Raw genomic sequence first — 18,927 nt, 5'->3', positions numbered from 1 at the left:
TCAGCGTTTTTCTTCAGGATCGGGATCAGGGACATGTCGTACCGCGTCATCAGCATCGTTTTGCTGTTCTTGAGCTGGGGCGCTGCGGCGCAAGATCCCGCGCTTTCTTATACCCGTGATATCCAGCCGATTTTCACCGAGAAGTGCGTGGCCTGCCATGCGTGCTACGACTCCGCTTGTCAGCTCAACCTGGGCAGCGGCGAAGGCGCCGGGCGTGGCGCGAGCAAAATGCCGGTCTACGACGGCGAGCGCACTCAGGCGGCGCCAACTACCCGGTTGTTCTACGACGCTTTCGGCAAGCGCGCCTGGCAGCAAAAGGGTTTCTATTCGGTACTTGATGCACAGGGCAGTCAGGCGGCTTTGATGGCCCGCATGTTGGAGCTGGGGCACAAAACCCCGTTGACGCCGAACGCCAGACTGCCAGAAGAAATCGCCCTGGGCCTGAACCGGGAAAACATGTGCACCATGCCTGCCGAGTTCGAGGCGTACGCCGGTGCCCATCCGAAAGAAGGCATGCCGCTGGCGGTCACCGGTCTGACTGATCAGCAATACCAAACGCTGCAACGCTGGCTGGCGTCCGGCGCACCCATTGACGAACAGGGTCTGGCGCCCAGCAGCAAAGAAGCGATGCAGATTGTCCAGTGGGAAAATCTGCTCAACACGCCCGGAGCCCGGGAGAGTCTGGTCGGGCGCTGGCTGTACGAACACTGGTTCCTGGCGCACATCTATTTCAAGGACGGTGAGCCAGGGCACTACTTTCAGTGGGTGCGTTCGCGCACGCCAACCGGACAACCCATCGACCTGATTGCCACTCGTCGCCCGAATGACGATCCGGGGACTCAGGTGTATTACCGCTTGTGGCCGGTCCAAGGCGTGATCGTTCACAAAACGCACATCACCTACCCGCTGAGCGCGGCAAAAATGGCGCGGGTCAAAAGCCTGTTCTACAGCGGCAACTGGCAGGTCAACGCCTTGCCGGGTTACGGGCCGCAGAGCCGGGCCAATCCGTTCGCCACGTTCGAGGCCATTCCGGCGCAGGCGCGCTATCAGTTCATGCTCGATAACGCCGAGTATTTCGTCCGCACCTTTATACGTGGCCCGGTGTGCCGAGGGCAGATCGCGACCGACGTTATACGCGACAACTTCTGGGCGCTGTTCCAGGCTCCGGAACATGACTTGTACATCACCGATCCCAACTATCGTGGTCAGGCCACACCGTTGCTGGCCATGCCCGGGCAAAACGACGATGTCGGCAGCGTCCTGAGCCTCTGGCGCGACTACCGCAACAAACGTAACGAATACGAAGCCCTGCGCCGTGACAGTTACGCCGACCAGCCGGCGCCGAGCTGGTCGACGCTGTGGGCGGGCAACGACAATGCGTTGCTGAGCATCTTCCGCCACTTCGACAGCGCCTCGGTCACCAAAGGCCTGATCGGCGAGGTGCCGCAGACGATGTGGTTGTTCGACTATCCGTTGCTGGAGCGCACCTATTACCAGTTGGCGGTCAACTTCGATGTGTTCGGCAACGTTTCGCATCAGGCGCAAACCCGCCTGTATTTCGATCTGATCCGTAACGGCGCCGAGCAAAACTTCCTGCGCCTGATGCCCGCCGACTCCCGTGAGGATTACCTCGACGATTGGTATCAGAGCAGTGGCCAGTTCAAGATGTGGCTGGATTACGAGTCCATCGACGACGACAAGCCGACCGCGCTGAAACTCAACAAGAAAGACCCGAAACACGATTTCGCCATGCAGTTGCTGGCGCGTTATGGCGACCTCGACGCCCAACCTGACCCGATCAACCGTTGCGAGGGCGCCTATTGCTCACGCCCGAATATCGATCCGGCGCTGCAAAACGCCGAACAGGCGCTCAGTCGCCTGACATCGCGCCCCGCCGCCGGGTTGAAGGTGATCGACCAGTTGCCGGAAGCGACGATGTTGCGTATTGAAACTGCCAGTGGCAAACGCGAGGTCTATAGCCTGTTGCGCAATCGCGCGCACAGCAACGTGGCGTTCTTGCTCGGTGAGTCGCTGCGTTATCAGCCGGGCCTCGACACGATCACTCTTTACCCGGGCGTGCTCAGCAGTTATCCGAACTTCATCTTCAATATTCCCGCCGAGCAAGTGCCTGAGTTTGTCGATGCAATGGAAAACGCCAAAGACGCCAACCGCTTCGAAAAAATCGTCGAACGCTGGGGTATTCGCCGCAGTCATCCGCAGTTCTGGTTCTATTTTCACGACTTGAGCCAGTACCTCCACGAAACCAATCCGGTTGAAGAGGGGGTGCTGGACATGAATCGATACGAGAATCTCTGATCGGCCTTTGAGAAGGGCCTGCTGTCACAACCTTCAGCGGCAGCGCAATGCCTGTCGGATGTTTGTCGTCAGTGTTTTGGTAATCGGCGTCGGCTCCTGGTTGAGTTACCCATGGTTGGGAAAACGTGGCTACCGTTGGCTCAAGGCACGGACAGAAGGTCAGTCTGTCGAGAATCTTTCCCGACAAAAATACTAGGACTTTGTCCGGCGCAACGATTGGCGTAAACTGCGCCCAAGCCTGCGAGGAGTTTCCATGACCGCTATTACCATTACTGACGCCGCCCACGATTACCTGGCCGATCTGCTCTCCAAGCAGAACACCCCGGGAATCGGCATCCGCGTCTTCATCACCCAGCCTGGCACCCAGTACGCCGAAACGTGCATTGCCTACTGCAAGCCGGGCGAAGAAAAGCCGGAAGACACGGCGCTGGGGCTCAAAAGCTTCACCGCTTATATCGATTCGTTCAGCGAAGCGTTCCTGGACGACGCGGTCGTCGACTACGCCACCGACCGCATGGGTGGTCAACTGACCATCAAGGCGCCAAACGCCAAAGTGCCGATGGTCAACGCCGACAGCCCGGTCAACGAACGTATCAATTACTACCTGCAAACCGAGATCAACCCGGGGCTGGCCAGCCACGGCGGTCAGGTCAGCCTGATCGATGTAGTCGAAGACGGCATCGCCGTGCTGCAGTTCGGTGGTGGTTGTCAGGGTTGCGGTCAAGCGGACGTCACCCTGAAGGAAGGCATTGAGCGCACCTTGCTCGAGCGCATTCCAGAGCTCAAAGGCGTTCGTGACGTGACCGACCATACGCAGAAAGAAAACGCCTATTACTAAGGTGTTCGCTGCGAGCATGAAAAACGGCGCCCCGTGAGCGCCGTTTTTTATGCGTGATGTTCAAGAATGTCTTCAGGGGCGATACAAGTGCGCATGCCCGGCGCGATACAGCGAGGACTCACTGAATACCTCACTGCCCAGCACCCGCCCAACCAGAATCAACGCCGTGCGCCGAAACCCTTTGGCGGCGACCTTCTGGGCAATATCCCCCAGCGTTCCCACCACCCAGTCCTGATCCGGCCATGTCGCCCGGTGAATTACCGCTATCGGGCAGTCTTCGCCGTAATGCGGCAATAGTTCAGCAAGGATTTTCTCCAGATGATTGACCCCCAGATGGATCGCCATGGTCGCGCCATGTTGCGCCAGGCTTCCAAGTTCTTCGCCTGCGGGCATGGCGGTCTTGTCGGCATAACGGGTCAGTATGACGCTTTGCGACACGTCAGGCAGGGTCAGTTCTGCGCCTAACAACGCGGCGCATGCTGCGGTGGCCGTCACGCCGGGGATGATCTCGAAGGGAATATCCAGCTCGCGCAAATAACGAATCTGCTCGCCAATGGCGCCATACAGGCTCGGATCTCCCGAATGCACGCGTGCGACATCCTGGCCCTTGGCGTGCGCGGTTTTGATCAGTTCGATGATCTGCTCCAGATGCAATTCAGCGCTGTTGACCAGCGTCTGCGCCTGATGACCTTCCAGCACCGCTGCCGGTACCAACGAACCTGCATAGATGATCACCGGGCAATTGCGGATCAGCCGTTGGCCTTTGACGGTGATCAGTTCCGGGTCGCCGGGGCCGGCACCGATGAAGTAGACGGTCATGTAGGAATCCTGTGAAAAGCGCGGCGGGGCAATGCTTCAGATGAAGATTGCTCATGATCAAAGACGAGGATTATCGGGATTTTACGCAGCGCCAGCCAATGCCAATGTTGCCTGAGCGTATTTCTGCCGGGATATCAGCAGTTTTGCCGGTGCCTGAATCAACTGTTCAGCCAGCGCCAAAGCCGCGCTCTCTGCCACTCCATAGCAACCGGTGCGTTCGTAGGCGATCTGTGAATGGTGACTGAGCCGTTGCTGGTAATTGGCCAATTCTTCGCGGCTGAAGTAGCGCAATGGCAAGGCCAATTGTGCGGCAAGTTCCTGCAGACCGGGTTCATCGCGTTTCAAATCGATACTGGCCAAGGCTTTGACCGCTCCAAGCTCGATGCGATGCGCTTGCAAGGCCTGATCGAGTAACGCGCGCAGCGTGCTGGCAGGGCAGCCGCGCTGGCAGCCCAGGCCGACCACTAAGGTCGGCGCTGCACTGTCTCGGGTCATGCGTGGTATTGGCCATCGCTTTTGCGGCGGAACAACCACGCACTGATCAGGCCAAGGGCCAGCCAGAACGCCACGTTGGTCAGCTGCGAAGCGATTTTGAACTGAGCTTCCAATGCTTCAGGGGCCAGCATCGAATGCACTTGTGGTTGTGGCGCGCCGATCACATGTGGCACCGCAAGGATCGCCACACCGAGGATCTTCATCAGCCAGTGACGGCTGAACGCTATCAGGGCGAGGCCGACCGCAGTAGAGGCGGCAGTGCCGATCCACCACGTCTGCCGTGAGGCCAGATCTGCGGCAGCGGTGCCCGGCAGCTCAGGCGGTAGGCCAAGGGTGGGGGCGAGTACGAACGTTGCGTAACCGGCCAGCCCCCAAAGCAGACCTTGCGAGGTTTTGGTCGGCGCACGCAGGGTGTAGAGCCCCGCGAGCATCAGGGCGAATCCCACGGCGACCACCAGATTGCCGCCGGTGGTCGAGACCACGCGCTGCCAGCCATCTTCCGGCTCCCAGGCTTCGCTATCGTGGGTGTGCGCAGCAGAGCCGGCGGCGTGTTCGTGGACTTGTGCCACCGGTTCGGATTTCTCGAAGGTTTCTGCCTGCAGAATCAGCGGCGAAACCCAGAAGCTTTGCAGCAGAGTGAGAAGCAGGGCGGCCAGCAGACCGCTGAAACCTGCCGTTTGTGCAATTCGCTTGATCATGTCGGCAGGCCTCAGTGGCACGGGAACGCAGCGCTGTGGCGGGTATCGTGGGCGGCGTTGTGCACGGCTTCGATGTGCGAGAAACCGGCGAAGTAGACGAGGCCCGCACCCACAATCGACGCGAAAACAGCGGCGGTCAGGCGTTGGCTCAGGGTGGTGGTGCTGGAGATTTTGTCCGTGTTGCTGCCGGTGCTGCTGATGATCGACATGGCGCTTCCCTCTGGAATGTCAGCGAGGCAGTCGAGCGCATGAAGCCCCGGCGTGCGAGTACGCAGGGGTTCGAACAGCGCCCGCCCACCGCGGGTTTGTTATGTTCAGCGACACAAAAGGTATGCGTGCTGTGTGTTGCGGGCCGGTCTCCGGGCTCACGAGGGGTTGGCGCTGGGCCCGACCTGCAAGCATCTCCTTCCCATGCCGTATCGGCACAGTGGATCTGATGCTTCGCTCGCTTACCGTTGCGGGGGCAGCACCGGACTGACATGGGCTTGAGTAAAGCACATGATTCACCGGTTTCCCGTTTCACCCTGTGAAGGGCACCCGTAACAAGTTGTGTAGGAGAGCATGGGTGGGGGATTTGAGTCAATTGGATGGGTTGGATATGCCCTCAAACCCAATCCCAATCCAAACATTGACCCATCAGCAAGCCATGCGTAGCCTTGTGCTTTCGAGGTTCTTCGGCACTGGCCGAAGCTAAGAAGGGAACGCGGTCAATGCCGCGGCTGCCCCCGCAACTGTGAACGGTGAAGTTCACTGCCACGCCACTGCCAGCCCTTGCACAAGGCGCCAGCGGGAAGGCGCAGTGAATGCCAGGCCCAGCGCCTGAACGCCGTCAGCCAGGAGACCTGCCTCGTCACAGTTTCTCACTACAACCGGGCGGGGTGATCCGGTGGCGAACGCTTCCGGCGCGCACGCGCGTTGCCGGTTCTCGTCCCGTATGCCCGCCACCTTGCCAAAGGGCATATCGATGAAAACACTGGCCAAACTCCCCGTCACCATCGTCACCGGCTTCCTCGGTTCGGGTAAAACCACGTTGTTGCGACACATGCTCGACAACGCACAGGGCCGTCGCATCGCGGTGATCGTCAATGAATTCGGTGAGTTGGGCATCGACGGTGAAATCCTCAAACAGTGCACCATCGGCTGCACCGAAGAAGAAGCCACCGGCCGCGTTTATGAACTGGCCAACGGTTGCCTGTGCTGCACGGTGCAGGAAGAGTTTTTCCCGGTGATGCGCGAACTGGTGGCCCGCCGCGGCGACCTCGACCACATTCTCATCGAAACTTCGGGCCTGGCCCTGCCAAAACCGCTGGTACAAGCCTTTCAGTGGCCGGAAATCCGCAGCGCCTGCACCGTTGATGCGGTGATCACCGTGGTCGACAGCCCGGCCGTGGCCGCTGGCACTTTTGCTGCGTTCCCGGATCAGGTCGATGCCCAGCGCAAACTCGATCCGAACCTGGATCACGAGTCGCCCTTGCACGAACTGTTCGCCGACCAACTGGCCAGCGCCGATCTGGTGATCCTCAACAAGGCCGACCAGACCAGCCCTGAAGATCTGGCCCGGGTGCGCCTCGAAGTCGCCGAAGAGCTGCCGCCAGCGGTGAAGATCATCGAGGCCAGCAACGGTCGCGTGCCGTTGGACGTGCTGATCGGTCTGGGGGCAGGCTCTGAAGAGCACATCGACAGCCGCCACAGCCATCACGATCATCACCACGACGGTGATGACGACCACGATGACCACGATCACGACGCCTTCGATTCGATCTCCATCGAACTGCCGCAAGCCGACGAAAGCCTGCTGCTCGATGCGCTGACGCAACTGGTGGTCCAGCACGGTATCCTGCGCGTCAAGGGTTTCGCGGCGATACCGAACAAACCGATGCGTTTGCTGATTCAAGGCGTGGGCACGCGTTTCGACAAGCATTTCGACCGGCAGTGGGGCGCCGATGAAGCGCGCGTCACCCGTCTGGTACTGATCGGTCAGGAACTCGACGCCACTCAACTCGAAGCGCAACTTCGCGCCGCACTCAGCGTTTAAGCCATGCACCTGCTCAGGACCCAGCCCGGCGGTTTCGTGTCGGATGACAACATTGCCGACCTTGGGCAAACCCCCGCCGAACTGGTGATCCTGTGCAGCGGCGACTCCAGCCTGGCGTTGCTCGCCGAAGCGGCGCAGCAATTGCCCGAGGATTATCCGAGCCTGCGCCTGGCCAACCCGATGCAGGTGCAGAATCACGCCTCGGTCGATCTGTATGTCGATGAAGTGTTGCGCCATGCCAAGGTGATTCTGATCTCGCTGCACGGTGGCATTGCCTATTGGCGCTACGGTGTCGAGCGTCTGGTCGAGCTGGCCGAGCGCGGTGTGCAGGTGATTATGGTGCCGGGCTGCGATCGCCCCGACCCGGAACTCAGTGAGCTGAGCACCGTCGGCGCGGTCGACCGCGACCGGCTCTGGCAGTTCTTGCGACAGGGCGGCATGGGCAATGCGCTGGATTTCTTTCATTGTCTGGCCAACCGCTGGCTCGCACGCGATTACGCCTGGGCCGAGCCGCAACCCCTGCCGCGCACAGCGATTTACCATCCGCATAAAAACGCCGCCGCACTGAGTGACTGGCAACAAGCTGATTGGCTGGCCGATCAACCGGTTGCGGCGGTGCTGTTTTACCGCTCGCATTTGCAAGCGGCGAACACCGCGTTCATCGATGTTTTCTGTCAGCGCTTGCAGGCAGCGGGACTCAATCCGCTGCCTATAGCGGTGGCCAGTCTGAAAGAACCCGGCTGCCTGTCGATGGTCGAGGATTGGCTGGATGAAGTTGAGGCAGGGGTGATTCTCAACACCACCGGTTTCGCTCAGTCGAGCCCGGAAATGCCGCATCTGCGGCCGTTTCGCCGCAACATCCCGGTGATCCAGGCGATCTGCGCCCAGGACAACGAACCAGGCTGGCGCGACAGCGAGCAAGGCCTCGGGCCAAGGGACCTGGCAATGCACATTGCGTTGCCGGAACTCGACGGACGCATCATCAGCCGCCCGATCAGTTTCAAGGATCTGGCCTGGCGCAGCGAGCGTAGCCAATCCGATGTGGTCTGCTACCGGGCGCAACCCGAGCGCATGGATTTTGTCGCCGAACTGGCGCGCCGCTGGATTGATCTCGCGCGGGTACCGAACACCGAGAAACGCATTGCGCTGATCCTCGCCAACTACCCGACCCGCGACGGGCGTATCGGTAACGGCGTTGGCCTCGACACGCCGGCAGCCGCGCTGAATATTCTTCGAGCGTTGCAGGCTGAGGGTTATCCGATAACCGCCGAGCTGCCGGACAGCGGCACTGAGTTGATCCAGCAGTTGCTCGGTGGAGTCAGCAATGACCTCGACACGATTGACCAGCGTCCATGCCTGCAAAGTCTGGCGATGGACGATTACATGACAATGTTCAACGCGCTGCCCGAAGCCAATCGTGCCGCGGTGGTTGAGCGTTGGGGGGCGCCGCAAAAAGACCCGATGTGTCGTGACGGGCGAATGATGATCGCCGGCCTGCGCTTTGGCTTGACCTTCATCGGCATCCAGCCGGCGCGGGGGTATCAGGTTGATCCGAGTGCGGTGTACCACGACCCGGATCTGGTGCCGCCACACGGTTATCTGGCCTTCTATTTCTGGCTGCGCAACACGTACAGCGCCCACGGCGTGATTCACGTCGGCAAGCACGGCAACCTCGAATGGTTGCCGGGCAAAGGCGTCGGGCTCTCGCACAATTGCTGGCCGGACGCGTTGCTCGGGCCACTGCCGAATATCTATCCGTTTATCGTCAATGACCCGGGCGAGGGCGCTCAAGCCAAACGGCGTACACAAGCGGTGATCATCGATCATCTGATGCCACCGCTGACCCGCGCCGAAACCTATGGCCCGCTGCGTAATCTGGAGCTGTTGGCGGACGAATATTACGAGGCGCAACTGCTCGATCCGCGTCGTGCCCGTGAGTTGCAGCGCGACATTCTGCAATTGGTGCGCGACACGCAAATTGATCGCGAACTGCAACTGGACACGGCGCTGGACAGCGATGCCGACGCGGCAATCTGGCTGCCGCGTCTGGACACTTATTTGTGCGATCTGAAGGAATCGCAGATCCGCGATGGCCTGCACATCTTCGGCGAGTCGCCAACCGGGCGTTTGCGCATCGATACGTTGTTGGCGCTGCTGCGCATTCCACGCGGTGACGGCAAAGGTGCGCAGTCGAGCCTGCTGCGGGCGTTGGCCAAGGCATTTGAACTGGGTTTTGATCCGTTGGACTGTGCATTGGCCGATCCGTGGGTTGGTCCGCGTCCAGAGCAACTGCAACAGGTCAGCAATGACGTCTGGCGCACCGCCGGCGATACCCGCGAACGCCTCGAACTGTTGGCCACAGAACTGATCTCCCAAACACTGCAAATCGCCTGTTGGAGCGGGCTTGCTCGCGAAGGTGTCGTGTCGGCCAACACTGCTTGCACTGACACACCGCTTTGGCGAGCAAGCTCGCTCCCACAGGGACCGGGTGGGTCTGACGTGAATGCGATTATCCAGGCGCTGCACGAAGTGGTCGCTCCGCGCCTGGACGCCTGCGGCCCGGCGGAAATGCGCGGTCTGCTCGATGCCTTGAGCGGGCGCTTCGTCCCCGCCGGCCCGAGCGGCGCGCCAAGTCGAGGCCGGCTCGACGTGCTGCCGACCGGGCGCAACTTCTACTCGGTCGATGTGCGCAACCTGCCGACCACCACCGCGTGGCGCATCGGGTTCCAGTCCGCGACACTGGTTCTCGAACGACATTTGCAGGATCACGGTGACCACCTGCGTCAGCTCGGCCTGTCGGTGTGGGGCACCGCGACCATGCGTACCGGTGGCGACGACATCGCCCAGGCCATGGCGCTGATGGGGGTGCGGCCGGTGTGGGCCACGGGCAGTCAGCGGGTCGATGATTTCGAGATCCTGCCGCTGAGTCTGCTGGATCGCCCTCGGGTTGACGTGACACTGCGGGTGTCCGGGTTTTTCCGCGATGCGTTTGCCAACCTGATCCGCTTGTTCGACGCGGCGGTGCAAGCGGTGGCCGCGCTGGATGAACCGGACGATCTCAATCCTTTGGCGGCCAAAGTGCGCGCCGAACGCGAAGCCCTGTTGCAATCGGGCCTCGATGAAGACGCTGCACGGCGCCAGGCCGGTTGGCGTATTTTCGGGGCCAAGCCCGGCGCTTACGGCGCAGGCGTGCAGGGCGCCATCGACGGTCGTCTGTGGCAGACCCGCGAGGATCTGGCCGAGGTTTATGTGAACTGGGGGGCTTATGCCTACGGTGGCTCCGACGAAGGCACCGCAGCTCGCGAACAATTCGTTCAGCGTTTGAGTCAGGTGCAAGCGGTATTGCAGAACCAGGACAACCGCGAGCACGACTTGCTCGATTCCAACGATTATTACCAGTTCCAGGGCGGCATGCTCGCTGCCGTGGAAAGCCTGCGCGGCGAAGCAGCGGCGAGTTATCACGGCGATCATAGTCAGCCGGATCTGCCGAAGATCCGCACCTTGAAGGAGGAGCTCAACCGGGTGATCCGCTCGCGGGCAGCGAACCCGAAATGGATCGACGGGGTCAAACGCCACGGCTATAAAGGCGCGTTTGAAATGGCGGCGACCGTGGATAACCTGTTTGCCTTCGACGCGACGACGCAATTGATCGACGATCATCAATACGCATTGCTGGCCGATGCTTATCTGCTTGATCCGGCCACCCGGGATTTTGTTCGCGAGCATAATCCCCACGCACTGCGCGACATGACCGAGCGCATGCTCGAAGCGCAACAGCGGGGGATGTGGCAGGCGCCGGGCGCCTATAAAGAGGCTCTCGAAAATCTGCTGCTGGACATAGAAGAAGACACCTGATGCAGCTCATTTCAAATGTGGAAGCATTTCACCGACCATGACCGAGTACTGATAATGACCGACACCCCGCATTTCCCACTCTCCGCCGTGGTCGGCGCCGATGATTTGAAACTCGCCCTGTGCCTCACCGCCATCGACCCGAAAATCGGTGGTGTGCTGATCGAAGGCCCACGCGGCATGGCCAAGTCCACCCTGGCCCGTGGCCTTGCGGATCTGCTCGCCAGCGGCCAGTTCATCACGCTTCCGCTGGGCGCCACCGAAGAACGTCTGGTCGGTACTCTCGATCTCGACGCGGCCCTGAGCGATGGCCGGGCTCAGTTTTCCCCCGGGGTGCTGGCCAAGGCTGACGGCGGCGTGCTGTACGTCGATGAAGTGAACCTTTTGCCCGATCATTTGGTGGATCTGCTGCTCGACGTCGCGGCCAGCGGCACCAACCTGATCGAGCGCGACGGCATCTCCCATCGGCATTCGGCGAAGTTCGTCCTGATTGGCACCATGAACCCGGAGGAGGGTGAGTTGCGCCCGCAACTGCTCGACCGCTTCGGCTTGAACGTTGCCCTTAGCGGCCACACCGCACCGACCGAGCGCGGTCAGATCATCCGTCGGCGACTGGATTTCGACAGCGACCCACACGCGTTCTGCGCTCTGTGGGAAACCGCGCAGCAAGCCCTTCGCGAGCGCTGTGAAACCGCCCGCAGCACCTTGGCCGGCATTCCTCTGGATGATGCGGCACTGGCGCAAATCACCGAGCGCTGCTTTGTCGCTGGCGTCGATGGTCTGCGTGCCGACCTCGTGTGGTTGCGCGCAGCCCGGGCCCATGCCGCATGGCGCGGCGCCACGGCCATCGCCGAGGAGGACATCGACGCGGTGGCGGAATTTGCCTTGCGCCACCGTCGTCGTGAACAAGGCCCGTCGAGTTCTCAGCAACAAGCCGCGCAATCGCCGTCAAACGCGCAGGCCAACCCGGACGAAGGGCAGGGCCAGTGGGGCGACATGCAGGCACCAGCGCTCGCCACCGGCAGCCGTCGCGAAGTGCCGAGCTGGCCAAAAAAGATGTAGGCATTCGCCCCCGATCCGACGCGGGGGCGAATGCCAGACCCCGCGCCGGACAACTCGACAACGGACGCCAGGGTAAACGTCATGCGGCTCGCAGTGGCTCGGTCAACTGGCCGGGCACGTTGCTAAATGGTCGTCCGCAAAAACGTGAAGATCTGCTGTTTCAACTGCGCACCCGTTTACCCCAGGAATTGTGGCTGGTGATCGTCGATGCCTCGGCCTCGACCCGCCGTCATAACGCACTGAGCGATGCCAAGGGCCTGCTCGCGCAACTGTTCGACGACGCCTATCGCCAGCGTGCGCGGCTGGCGTTGCTGACCGCCAGTGGTGCGGTGCCCAAATGGCAGGTACAAGGGTTGAAGGCCTCAAGCGGTTTGCGTGTCTGGCTGGATGGGTTGGGCGCGGGGGGCGGGACGCCGTTGCTCGCGGCGTTGACGCAGGCGCAGCAGTGGCTGACAGTGCGGCGCAAGCGCTTTCCTGTCGAGCAACAGCGTTTGCTGGTGGTGACGGATGGGCGTTTGAAGGCGTGGTCGGGGTTGTCGGCGCTCGGGTGCCCGGGGCTGTTGATTGATATCGAGCGCGGACCGATCCGTTTGGGCCGGGCGAAGGATCTGGCAGGGACGCTGGGGGCGGAGTATCGGCATATCGATGACCTCTGAAACCTGCAGCGGCTGACAAGGCCATGTCGCGGGCAATCCCGCTCCCACAGGTTTTGTGACCGCCGCGGGACCGGTGGGAGCCGGGCTTGCCCGCGATGGTATCCACTCGGCTTCAGATCTGCTGACATAATTCGAACCACTGCTCTATGCTCCAACCCAGCCCAATCACAAGGAGTGAGCGATGCGAATGCTGGTCACCAACCCTGAGGACGATTTTCGTGTCAAGGCTTACGCCGGCACCAACGGCGTGCTGCTGGCAATGGACCTCGCCGAGCCACGTCGCCAAGGCCTGCTCGGGTTTGCCATCGAAAAGCAGCAGGGCGACAAGCCTTGGCTGTTTCTCTTCAACAGCCTGACCTTCCCCGGCAAAGCCCACACGTTTGCGCAGTTTCACGCCACCCCCAGCGATAAGGCGCCGCTGCAAAAATTTCGCTGGGCCGATTACGCGGTCAATCCGGGGATGACGATTCACTATCGCGTTCACCTGGCTTATGGCACGCCGGATGCGCCGCAACTGGGCGAGTCGCTGGAGTTGACCATTACTTCAGACGACGGTCATCCGGCCAACCAGCGTGTGATTTTCAACCGCGCGGTGGCCGCCAGTCAGGCCTTCCAGCGCAAGTTTCCCGATCTCGATGCGCAACTTAGCGCTAACAAGAACATGCCCATCGAAGCCTGGCCCGATGCGGCACGGCAATGGCTGGAAAACGGCTTGCTCGGGCGCTTGCTGGGGTTTATCGCGCGCGCCACCGATGGTGAGTGGGCGCTGGACATCGCGATTTATGAATACCAACTGCAAGCCATCGTCGATGCCGTGAACGCTGCGTTCGAACGGGGCGTGCGGGTGCGAGTGCTGTATCACGCCCGCCCCGATGACGACGACACCACTCTCAACGAGGCGAGTCTTGCGAAGCTGCCGGCGACGAGTAAACGTGGGCGGGTCACCCACAATATCTTTCACAACAAATTCATCGTCCTCAGCCGTGTCGATGCCGCGGGTCAACGCCAGCCGCAGGCAGTGCTGTGCGGCAGCACCAATTTCACCGCCAACGGTGTTTATCGTCAGGCCAATGTTGTGCATGTGCTCGATGAGGTGGCGGTCAGCACCCGCTATCTGCAAACCTTCGAGGAAGTCTGGGCGACACCGGCAGATGTCGGCGCGACCCGTGCGTGGATCACCGAACACAACCCGATGGACGCCACGCAGCCGCTGTTCACCGGTTTCTCGCCGCGCACGGGCGGTGCGGATTTGAGCGAGTTCGTCGAGATCATCGAGTCGGCGAAGAAGGACGTGTTGTTCGTCACCGCCTTCGCGTTGCCTGACGCGATCCTCAATGCCTTGCTTGGCCAACCCCATGACGACATCCTGCGCTTCGGCCTGCAAAACACGACCAGCCGCATCACCGGGTTCCATGCCGATCGTAGTGCCGAATTCGCCGCCACGGCGTTACTCAACACCGGTTTGGAGGGTTGGCTACGCGAAAACATGAAAGGCCAGAAGGGCAATCTGTTGGTGCACACCAAAGTGGTGTTGACTGACTTCACCACTGACACGCCGACCCTCATCAGCGGCAGCCATAACCTCAGCGCCTCGGCCAGCAACGGCAATGACGAAAACTACCTGATCATTCGCGGCGATACCGATCTGGCGGATCGTTATGGGTTGGAGTTGCTGCGGTTCTACGAGCATTACCGGTTTCGTTATTTCGCGAAGAAACTGGCATTGAAGCAGGTGCGGCCGTTGGCGGTGGATGACAGTTGGGCTAACGATTATTACGTCCAAGGGGATTTGCGTGAGTTGTCGCGCCTGCGATTTGCCGGGCGCTAAGTCGTTGTTATTGAGGCCGTTCGAAACGACGTATTTTTCAAGAAATACAGATTTTGAAATGATTTCAGGCTGTAAGAAAAGTGACTCCAGGCTGTACGCTCCAAATCCTTTTTTCATGCAGGATTTACATGAACACCCTCTCGGAACCTCCCAGTTACAGCTTCCCCTCGCGCCACGGCGCGGTCTTGACGCACTCGCAGTATCCAGTCTTCCGACTCCCGACTATCGTTGATAACGCAGCCATTGAGCTTTCGCGTTGCGCCTTGCCGTGTCCGGCAGCCTGAATTCACTGAAGAGAGACAGAGACGTTTTATGGAATGGTTAGCGGATCCCACGGCCTGGTTAGGCTTGTTGACTTTGATCGTGCTGGAACTGGTGCTGGGTATCGACAACCTGGTGTTCATCGCAATCCTTGCGGACAAACTGCCGCCGCATCAGCGTGATCGTGCACGCATTATTGGTCTGTCGTTGGCGTTGATCATGCGCCTGGGCTTGCTGGCGAGTATTTCCTGGCTGGTCACGCTCACGCAGCCGTTGTTCGAGGTGTTTGACAAGAGCTTCTCCGGCCGTGACTTGATCATGCTGTTCGGTGGCGTGTTCCTGTTGTTCAAAGCCACGATGGAGTTGCACGAGCGTCTTGAAGGCCATGTCGGCGAACGTTCGACGAATACTGCTTATGCGCTGTTCTGGCCGATCGTTGCGCAGATCGTCGTGCTCGACGCGGTGTTCTCTCTGGACGCGGTGATTACCGCGGTGGGCATGGTCGATGAGCTGGCGGTGATGATGATCGCGGTGATCATTTCCATCGGCCTGATGATTGTTGCGAGCAAGCCGCTGACACGCTTCGTCAACGCACACCCGACGGTGATCATGCTGTGTCTGGGCTTTCTGATGATGATCGGTTTTGCCTTGACCGCTGAAGGTCTGGGCTTCCACATCCCGAAAGGCTACCTCTACGCCGCCATTGGTTTCTCGATCCTGATCGAGGTGTTCAACCAGATCGCACGGGCTCGCCGCAAGCGTTCGATGCAGGGGCTGCGTCCGATGCGTGAGCGCACCGCGCATGCGGTATTGCGTTTGCTGGGTGGACGTAAATTGGCGGTGGAGGAGGTCGGCGAGGAAATCTCTGACCTGCTGGACGATGGCGACGCACCAGGCGCCGAGCTGTTCGACCGACGTGAACGGGTGATGATCAGCGGCGTGCTGCAATTGGCCGAACGGCCGATCCGTGGCCTGATGACCGTGCGCGCCGACGTTGACACCATTGATTTGGCCGACGATGCCGATGCGATTCGCACGAAGTTGATGCACTCGTCCTACTCGCGCCTGCCGCTGATCCGCGATGGCGTGGTGGATGAGCCGCTGGGCTTCGTGCACAAGAAGGAGCTGCTCAAGGAGTACCTGGCCGGTACTGAGCCAAACCTGGAACACCTGGCGCGCAAGACCATCAACCTGCTCGACAGCTATTCGATCCTCAATGCGCTGGAACAGATGCGCGCCGCGTCGACCCACATTGCCTTTGTGGTCAACGAATTCGGCGATTTTGTGGGGGTGTTGACCATGACCGACATTCTCGAGTCGATTGCCGGCGAGCTGCCTGATGCCAGCGAAGTCGAAGGGCCAGATGTGGTGGAAGAGCAGGGTGGCTTCATCGTCAGTGGTGCATTGAACCTGGCGCGCGTGCGCCAGCGCACCGGTTTCGGTGCCGAACCGACCGAGGATTATCAGACGGTTGCCGGTTTGGTGATGAGCTTGCTGGATCGGCTGCCGATGATTGGTGATCGCCTGGAATATGAAGGCTGGCAGATGACCGTCAAGGCTGTTGAGGAACGGCGAGTGACGCGGGTGTTGCTGGTGCGCGAGTCGGCGTAATAGCAACGTATTACGCTGACTTTACCGGCCTCTTCGCGAGCAAACCCGCTCCCACAGGTTACTGCGGCGCAGGGGGCGGGTTATTTGCGATCCAGCCACACGGTCTGCGCATTGCAGAACTCGCGCACGCCGAAGTGCGACAGCTCGCGACCGAAACCACTCTTCTTCACGCCGCCGAAGGTCACGCGTGGATCACTGGCGGAGTAACCGTTGATGAACACGCCGCCGGTGTCCAGTTCGCTGGTCAGTTGCTGGGCCAGTTGTACGTTGGCGGTGTAGATCGTAGCGGTCAGGCCGAACTCGCTGTCGTTCGCCAAAGCGACGGCGTGGGCACAATCGCGGGCGGTGATGATCGAGGCGACCGGGCCGAACAGTTCCTGTTTGAACGAGGTCATGCGGTCGGTGACATCCGCCAGCACGGTGGGCTGGTAATAGTTGCCCACACCCTCAGACTTGCCGCCGCCCAGCAGCAACGTCGCGCCTTCTTCGAGAGTGTCGCGTACTTGTTGATCCAGTTCGTCGCGCAGATCGAAACGCGCCATCGGGCCGATGTACGTGTCAGCCGCCAACGGATCGCCCACCTTCAACGTGCGTGTGGCTTCGACGAATTTGCGGGTGAATTCTTCAACGACGCCTTCTTCGATGATCAGCCGTTTGGCGGCGGCGCAGACCTGGCCGGAGTTCTGGTAGCGACCGATGACGGCGGCTTGTACGGCTTCGTCCAGATCCGCATCGTTGAGCACGATGAACGGGTCGGAGCCGCCCAGTTCCAGTACGCATTTTTTCAACGCGGCCCCGGCCTGAGCACCGATGGCCATGCCGGCGCGGACGCTGCCGGTCAGGGTGACGGCGGCAATGCGTGGGTCGGCGATGGCGGTGGAAACGCCTTCGGGGGTGACGTTGATCACTTCAAACACGCCGTCGGCAAATCCGGCACGGGTGAAAGCGTCGCGCAACAGATAGGCGCTGCCCATCACGTTCGGCGCATGTTTGAGCACATAAGTGTTGCCGGCGATCAGCGCCGGTACCGCGCCGCGCAGCACTTGCCAGATCGGGAAGTTCCATGGCATCACCGCCAGGATCGGGCCGAGCGGGCGATATTCGATACGCGCTTTGCCGCCTTCTACCTGGGTCGGTTCAGCGTCGAGCATGGCCGGGCCGTGTTCGGCGTACCACTCGCAGAGCTTGGCGCACTTTTCAATTTCACCGCGGGCCTGGGTGATAGGCTTGCCCATTTCCAGGGTGATCATGGTCGCCATGGCTTCGGCGCCTTCACGCAGCGCAGCGGCCAGGGCGGTCAGGGCGCGAGAGCGATCTTGCAGTGGCTTGCGTTTCCACTTGTCGAAGCCGTAAGCGGCGCGGGTCAGTGCGGCGTCGAGTGCTTCTGCGGACTCAAAGGCGTAATGGCCGATCTGCTCGCCGGTGGCGGGGTTGATCGAGATAGCGTGGGTCTGGCTGGAAATCTGGCTCATGGCGTTGTCCTGCGTGTTCAGTGGATGGGCCTAGAGTAGGGTGGTGTTTGTTTTCTGGAAACTGAATAATAAAGATCGTTTCTTTCACGATTGGAGAATGACTGTGGATCTGGTGCAGCTGGAAATCTTCAAAGCCGTTGCCGAACACGGCAGCATCAGCGCCGCCGCTGCGCAGATTCATCGCGTGCCGTCGAACCTGACCACGCGGATCAAGCAGCTTGAGCAGGATCTGGGCGTTGATCTGTTCATTCGCGAGAAAAGCCGCTTGCGCCTGTCACCGGCCGGGTGGAGTTTTCTCGAATATGCGCGGCGCATTCTTGATTTGGTTCAAGAGGCACGGGCCACCGTCGCCGGTGAGGAACCGCAGGGCGCTTTCCCCTTGGGCTCACTGGAAAGCACCGCCGCCGTACGAATCCCCGAACTGCTCGCGGCCTACAACCAGCTTCATCCGAAAGTCGACCTGGACCTGTCCACCGGCCCGTCCGGGACGATGATTGAAGGCGTGCTGTCCGGTCGACTCGCCGCCGCTTTTGTCGACGGCCCTGTGTTGCATCCCGCGCTGGAGGGTGTGCCCGCGTTCGAGGAAGAAATGGTCATCATTGCGCCGCTCAATCACCCCCCGGTCGAACGCGCAGCGGATGTGAATGGCGAGAACATCTATGCCTTCCGATCCAACTGCTCCTATCGCCATCACTTCGAAAAATGGTTCAGCACCGACGCTGCCGTGCCCGGCAAGATCTTCGAGATGGAGTCCTATCACGGCATGCTCGCCTGCGTCAGCGCCGGCGCCGGCCTGGCCCTGATGCCGCGCAAAATGCTGCAAAGCATGCCCGGTAGCGCGACGGTCAGTGTCTGGCCGCTGGCGGCGGATTTTCGCTACCTGACCACTTGGCTGGTGTGGCGACGGGGCACCGTGTCGCGCAGTTTGAGTATGTTTGTACGCTTGTTGGAGGAGCGCGGTGTGGTACGTGCGGGGGAGTGATT

General features: G+C 60.7%; 14 protein-coding genes and 2 riboswitches. Of the genes, 9 read left to right on the top strand and 5 right to left on the bottom strand.

Going from position 1 to position 18,927, the window contains the following annotated elements:
- The first annotated feature begins 33 nt into the window (after positions 1–33).
- Positions 34–2,316, top strand: a complete 2,283-nt coding sequence (locus AACY18_RS05975) for a fatty acid cis/trans isomerase (protein ID WP_339464512.1) — start codon at positions 34–36, stop codon at positions 2,314–2,316.
- Positions 2,317–2,569: 253 nt separating this feature from the next.
- Complete coding sequence (gene nfuA / locus AACY18_RS05970) at positions 2,570–3,154, top strand: Fe-S biogenesis protein NfuA (RefSeq protein WP_003225494.1); 585 nt, start codon at positions 2,570–2,572, stop codon at positions 3,152–3,154.
- Positions 3,155–3,226: 72 nt separating this feature from the next.
- On the opposite strand, the gene cobM is transcribed toward nfuA, so the two are convergent.
- From cobM to AACY18_RS05950, 4 genes are all read right to left on the bottom strand, one after another.
- Entirely contained in the window at positions 3,227–3,973 is a 747-nt protein-coding gene (gene cobM, locus AACY18_RS05965) for a precorrin-4 C(11)-methyltransferase (RefSeq protein ID WP_339432926.1), read from the bottom strand.
- An 81-nt stretch (positions 3,974–4,054) separates the two neighbouring features.
- The gene (locus tag AACY18_RS05960) at positions 4,055–4,468 is read right to left on the bottom strand and encodes a cobalamin biosynthesis protein (protein WP_339432927.1); all 414 of its coding nucleotides are present in this window, start codon (positions 4,466–4,468) and stop codon (positions 4,055–4,057) included.
- Positions 4,465–5,166, bottom strand: a complete 702-nt coding sequence (locus AACY18_RS05955; RefSeq protein WP_339432928.1) for a CbtA family protein — start codon at positions 5,164–5,166, stop codon at positions 4,465–4,467. Before AACY18_RS05955 ends, AACY18_RS05960 begins: the two co-directional genes overlap by 4 nt.
- Before the next feature lie 11 nt (positions 5,167–5,177).
- Complete coding sequence (locus AACY18_RS05950; protein ID WP_339432929.1) at positions 5,178–5,375, bottom strand: CbtB domain-containing protein; 198 nt, start codon at positions 5,373–5,375, stop codon at positions 5,178–5,180.
- A gap of 124 nt (positions 5,376–5,499) precedes the next feature.
- Positions 5,500–5,722, bottom strand: a riboswitch (cobalamin riboswitch).
- Positions 5,723–5,816: 94 nt separating this feature from the next.
- A riboswitch (cobalamin riboswitch) is annotated at positions 5,817–6,030 on the top strand.
- A gap of 100 nt (positions 6,031–6,130) precedes the next feature.
- Here AACY18_RS05950 and cobW point away from each other — a divergent pair.
- The 6 genes from cobW to AACY18_RS05920 all read left to right on the top strand — a co-directional run bounded on the left by cobW (position 6,131) and on the right by AACY18_RS05920 (position 16,471).
- Entirely contained in the window at positions 6,131–7,201 is a 1,071-nt protein-coding gene (gene cobW, locus AACY18_RS05945; RefSeq protein WP_339432930.1) for a cobalamin biosynthesis protein CobW, read from the top strand.
- 3 nt (positions 7,202–7,204) lie between these two features.
- Entirely contained in the window at positions 7,205–11,056 is a 3,852-nt protein-coding gene (gene cobN, locus AACY18_RS05940) for a cobaltochelatase subunit CobN (RefSeq protein WP_339464511.1), read from the top strand.
- A 54-nt stretch (positions 11,057–11,110) separates the two neighbouring features.
- Positions 11,111–12,115, top strand: coding sequence for an ATP-binding protein (locus AACY18_RS05935; RefSeq protein ID WP_339432932.1), 1,005 nt, complete (start codon positions 11,111–11,113; stop codon positions 12,113–12,115).
- Positions 12,040–12,771 (top strand): vWA domain-containing protein, encoded by a 732-nt coding sequence (locus tag AACY18_RS05930; RefSeq protein WP_339464510.1) that lies wholly within the window; start codon positions 12,040–12,042, stop codon positions 12,769–12,771. The genes AACY18_RS05935 and AACY18_RS05930 overlap by 76 nt, the downstream gene beginning before the upstream one ends.
- A gap of 181 nt (positions 12,772–12,952) precedes the next feature.
- Positions 12,953–14,599, top strand: coding sequence for a phospholipase D-like domain-containing protein (locus tag AACY18_RS05925; RefSeq protein WP_339432934.1), 1,647 nt, complete (start codon positions 12,953–12,955; stop codon positions 14,597–14,599).
- 312 nt (positions 14,600–14,911) lie between these two features.
- Positions 14,912–16,471, top strand: a complete 1,560-nt coding sequence (locus AACY18_RS05920; protein WP_339432935.1) for a TerC family protein — start codon at positions 14,912–14,914, stop codon at positions 16,469–16,471.
- A gap of 80 nt (positions 16,472–16,551) precedes the next feature.
- Here the strand turns inward: AACY18_RS05920 and AACY18_RS05915 are convergent, their stop codons facing one another.
- A complete protein-coding gene (locus AACY18_RS05915) occupies positions 16,552–17,943 on the bottom strand; it encodes an aldehyde dehydrogenase family protein (protein ID WP_339464509.1) in 1,392 nt (463 codons plus the stop codon).
- A 103-nt stretch (positions 17,944–18,046) separates the two neighbouring features.
- Here AACY18_RS05915 and ptrR point away from each other — a divergent pair, with 103 nt between their 5' ends.
- Complete coding sequence (gene ptrR / locus AACY18_RS05910; protein WP_221732771.1) at positions 18,047–18,925, top strand: putrescine utilization regulator PtrR; 879 nt, start codon at positions 18,047–18,049, stop codon at positions 18,923–18,925.
- Positions 18,926–18,927: the final 2 nt, after the last annotated feature.

Origin of the sequence: Pseudomonas sp. EA_65y_Pfl2_P74 (assembly GCF_963970575.1) — a bacterium.
Lineage (GTDB): Bacteria > Pseudomonadota > Gammaproteobacteria > Pseudomonadales > Pseudomonadaceae > Aquipseudomonas > Aquipseudomonas baetica_A.
The sequence above is the reverse complement of the archived record's forward strand: the minus strand, read 5'-3'. Positions and strand labels throughout refer to the sequence as shown.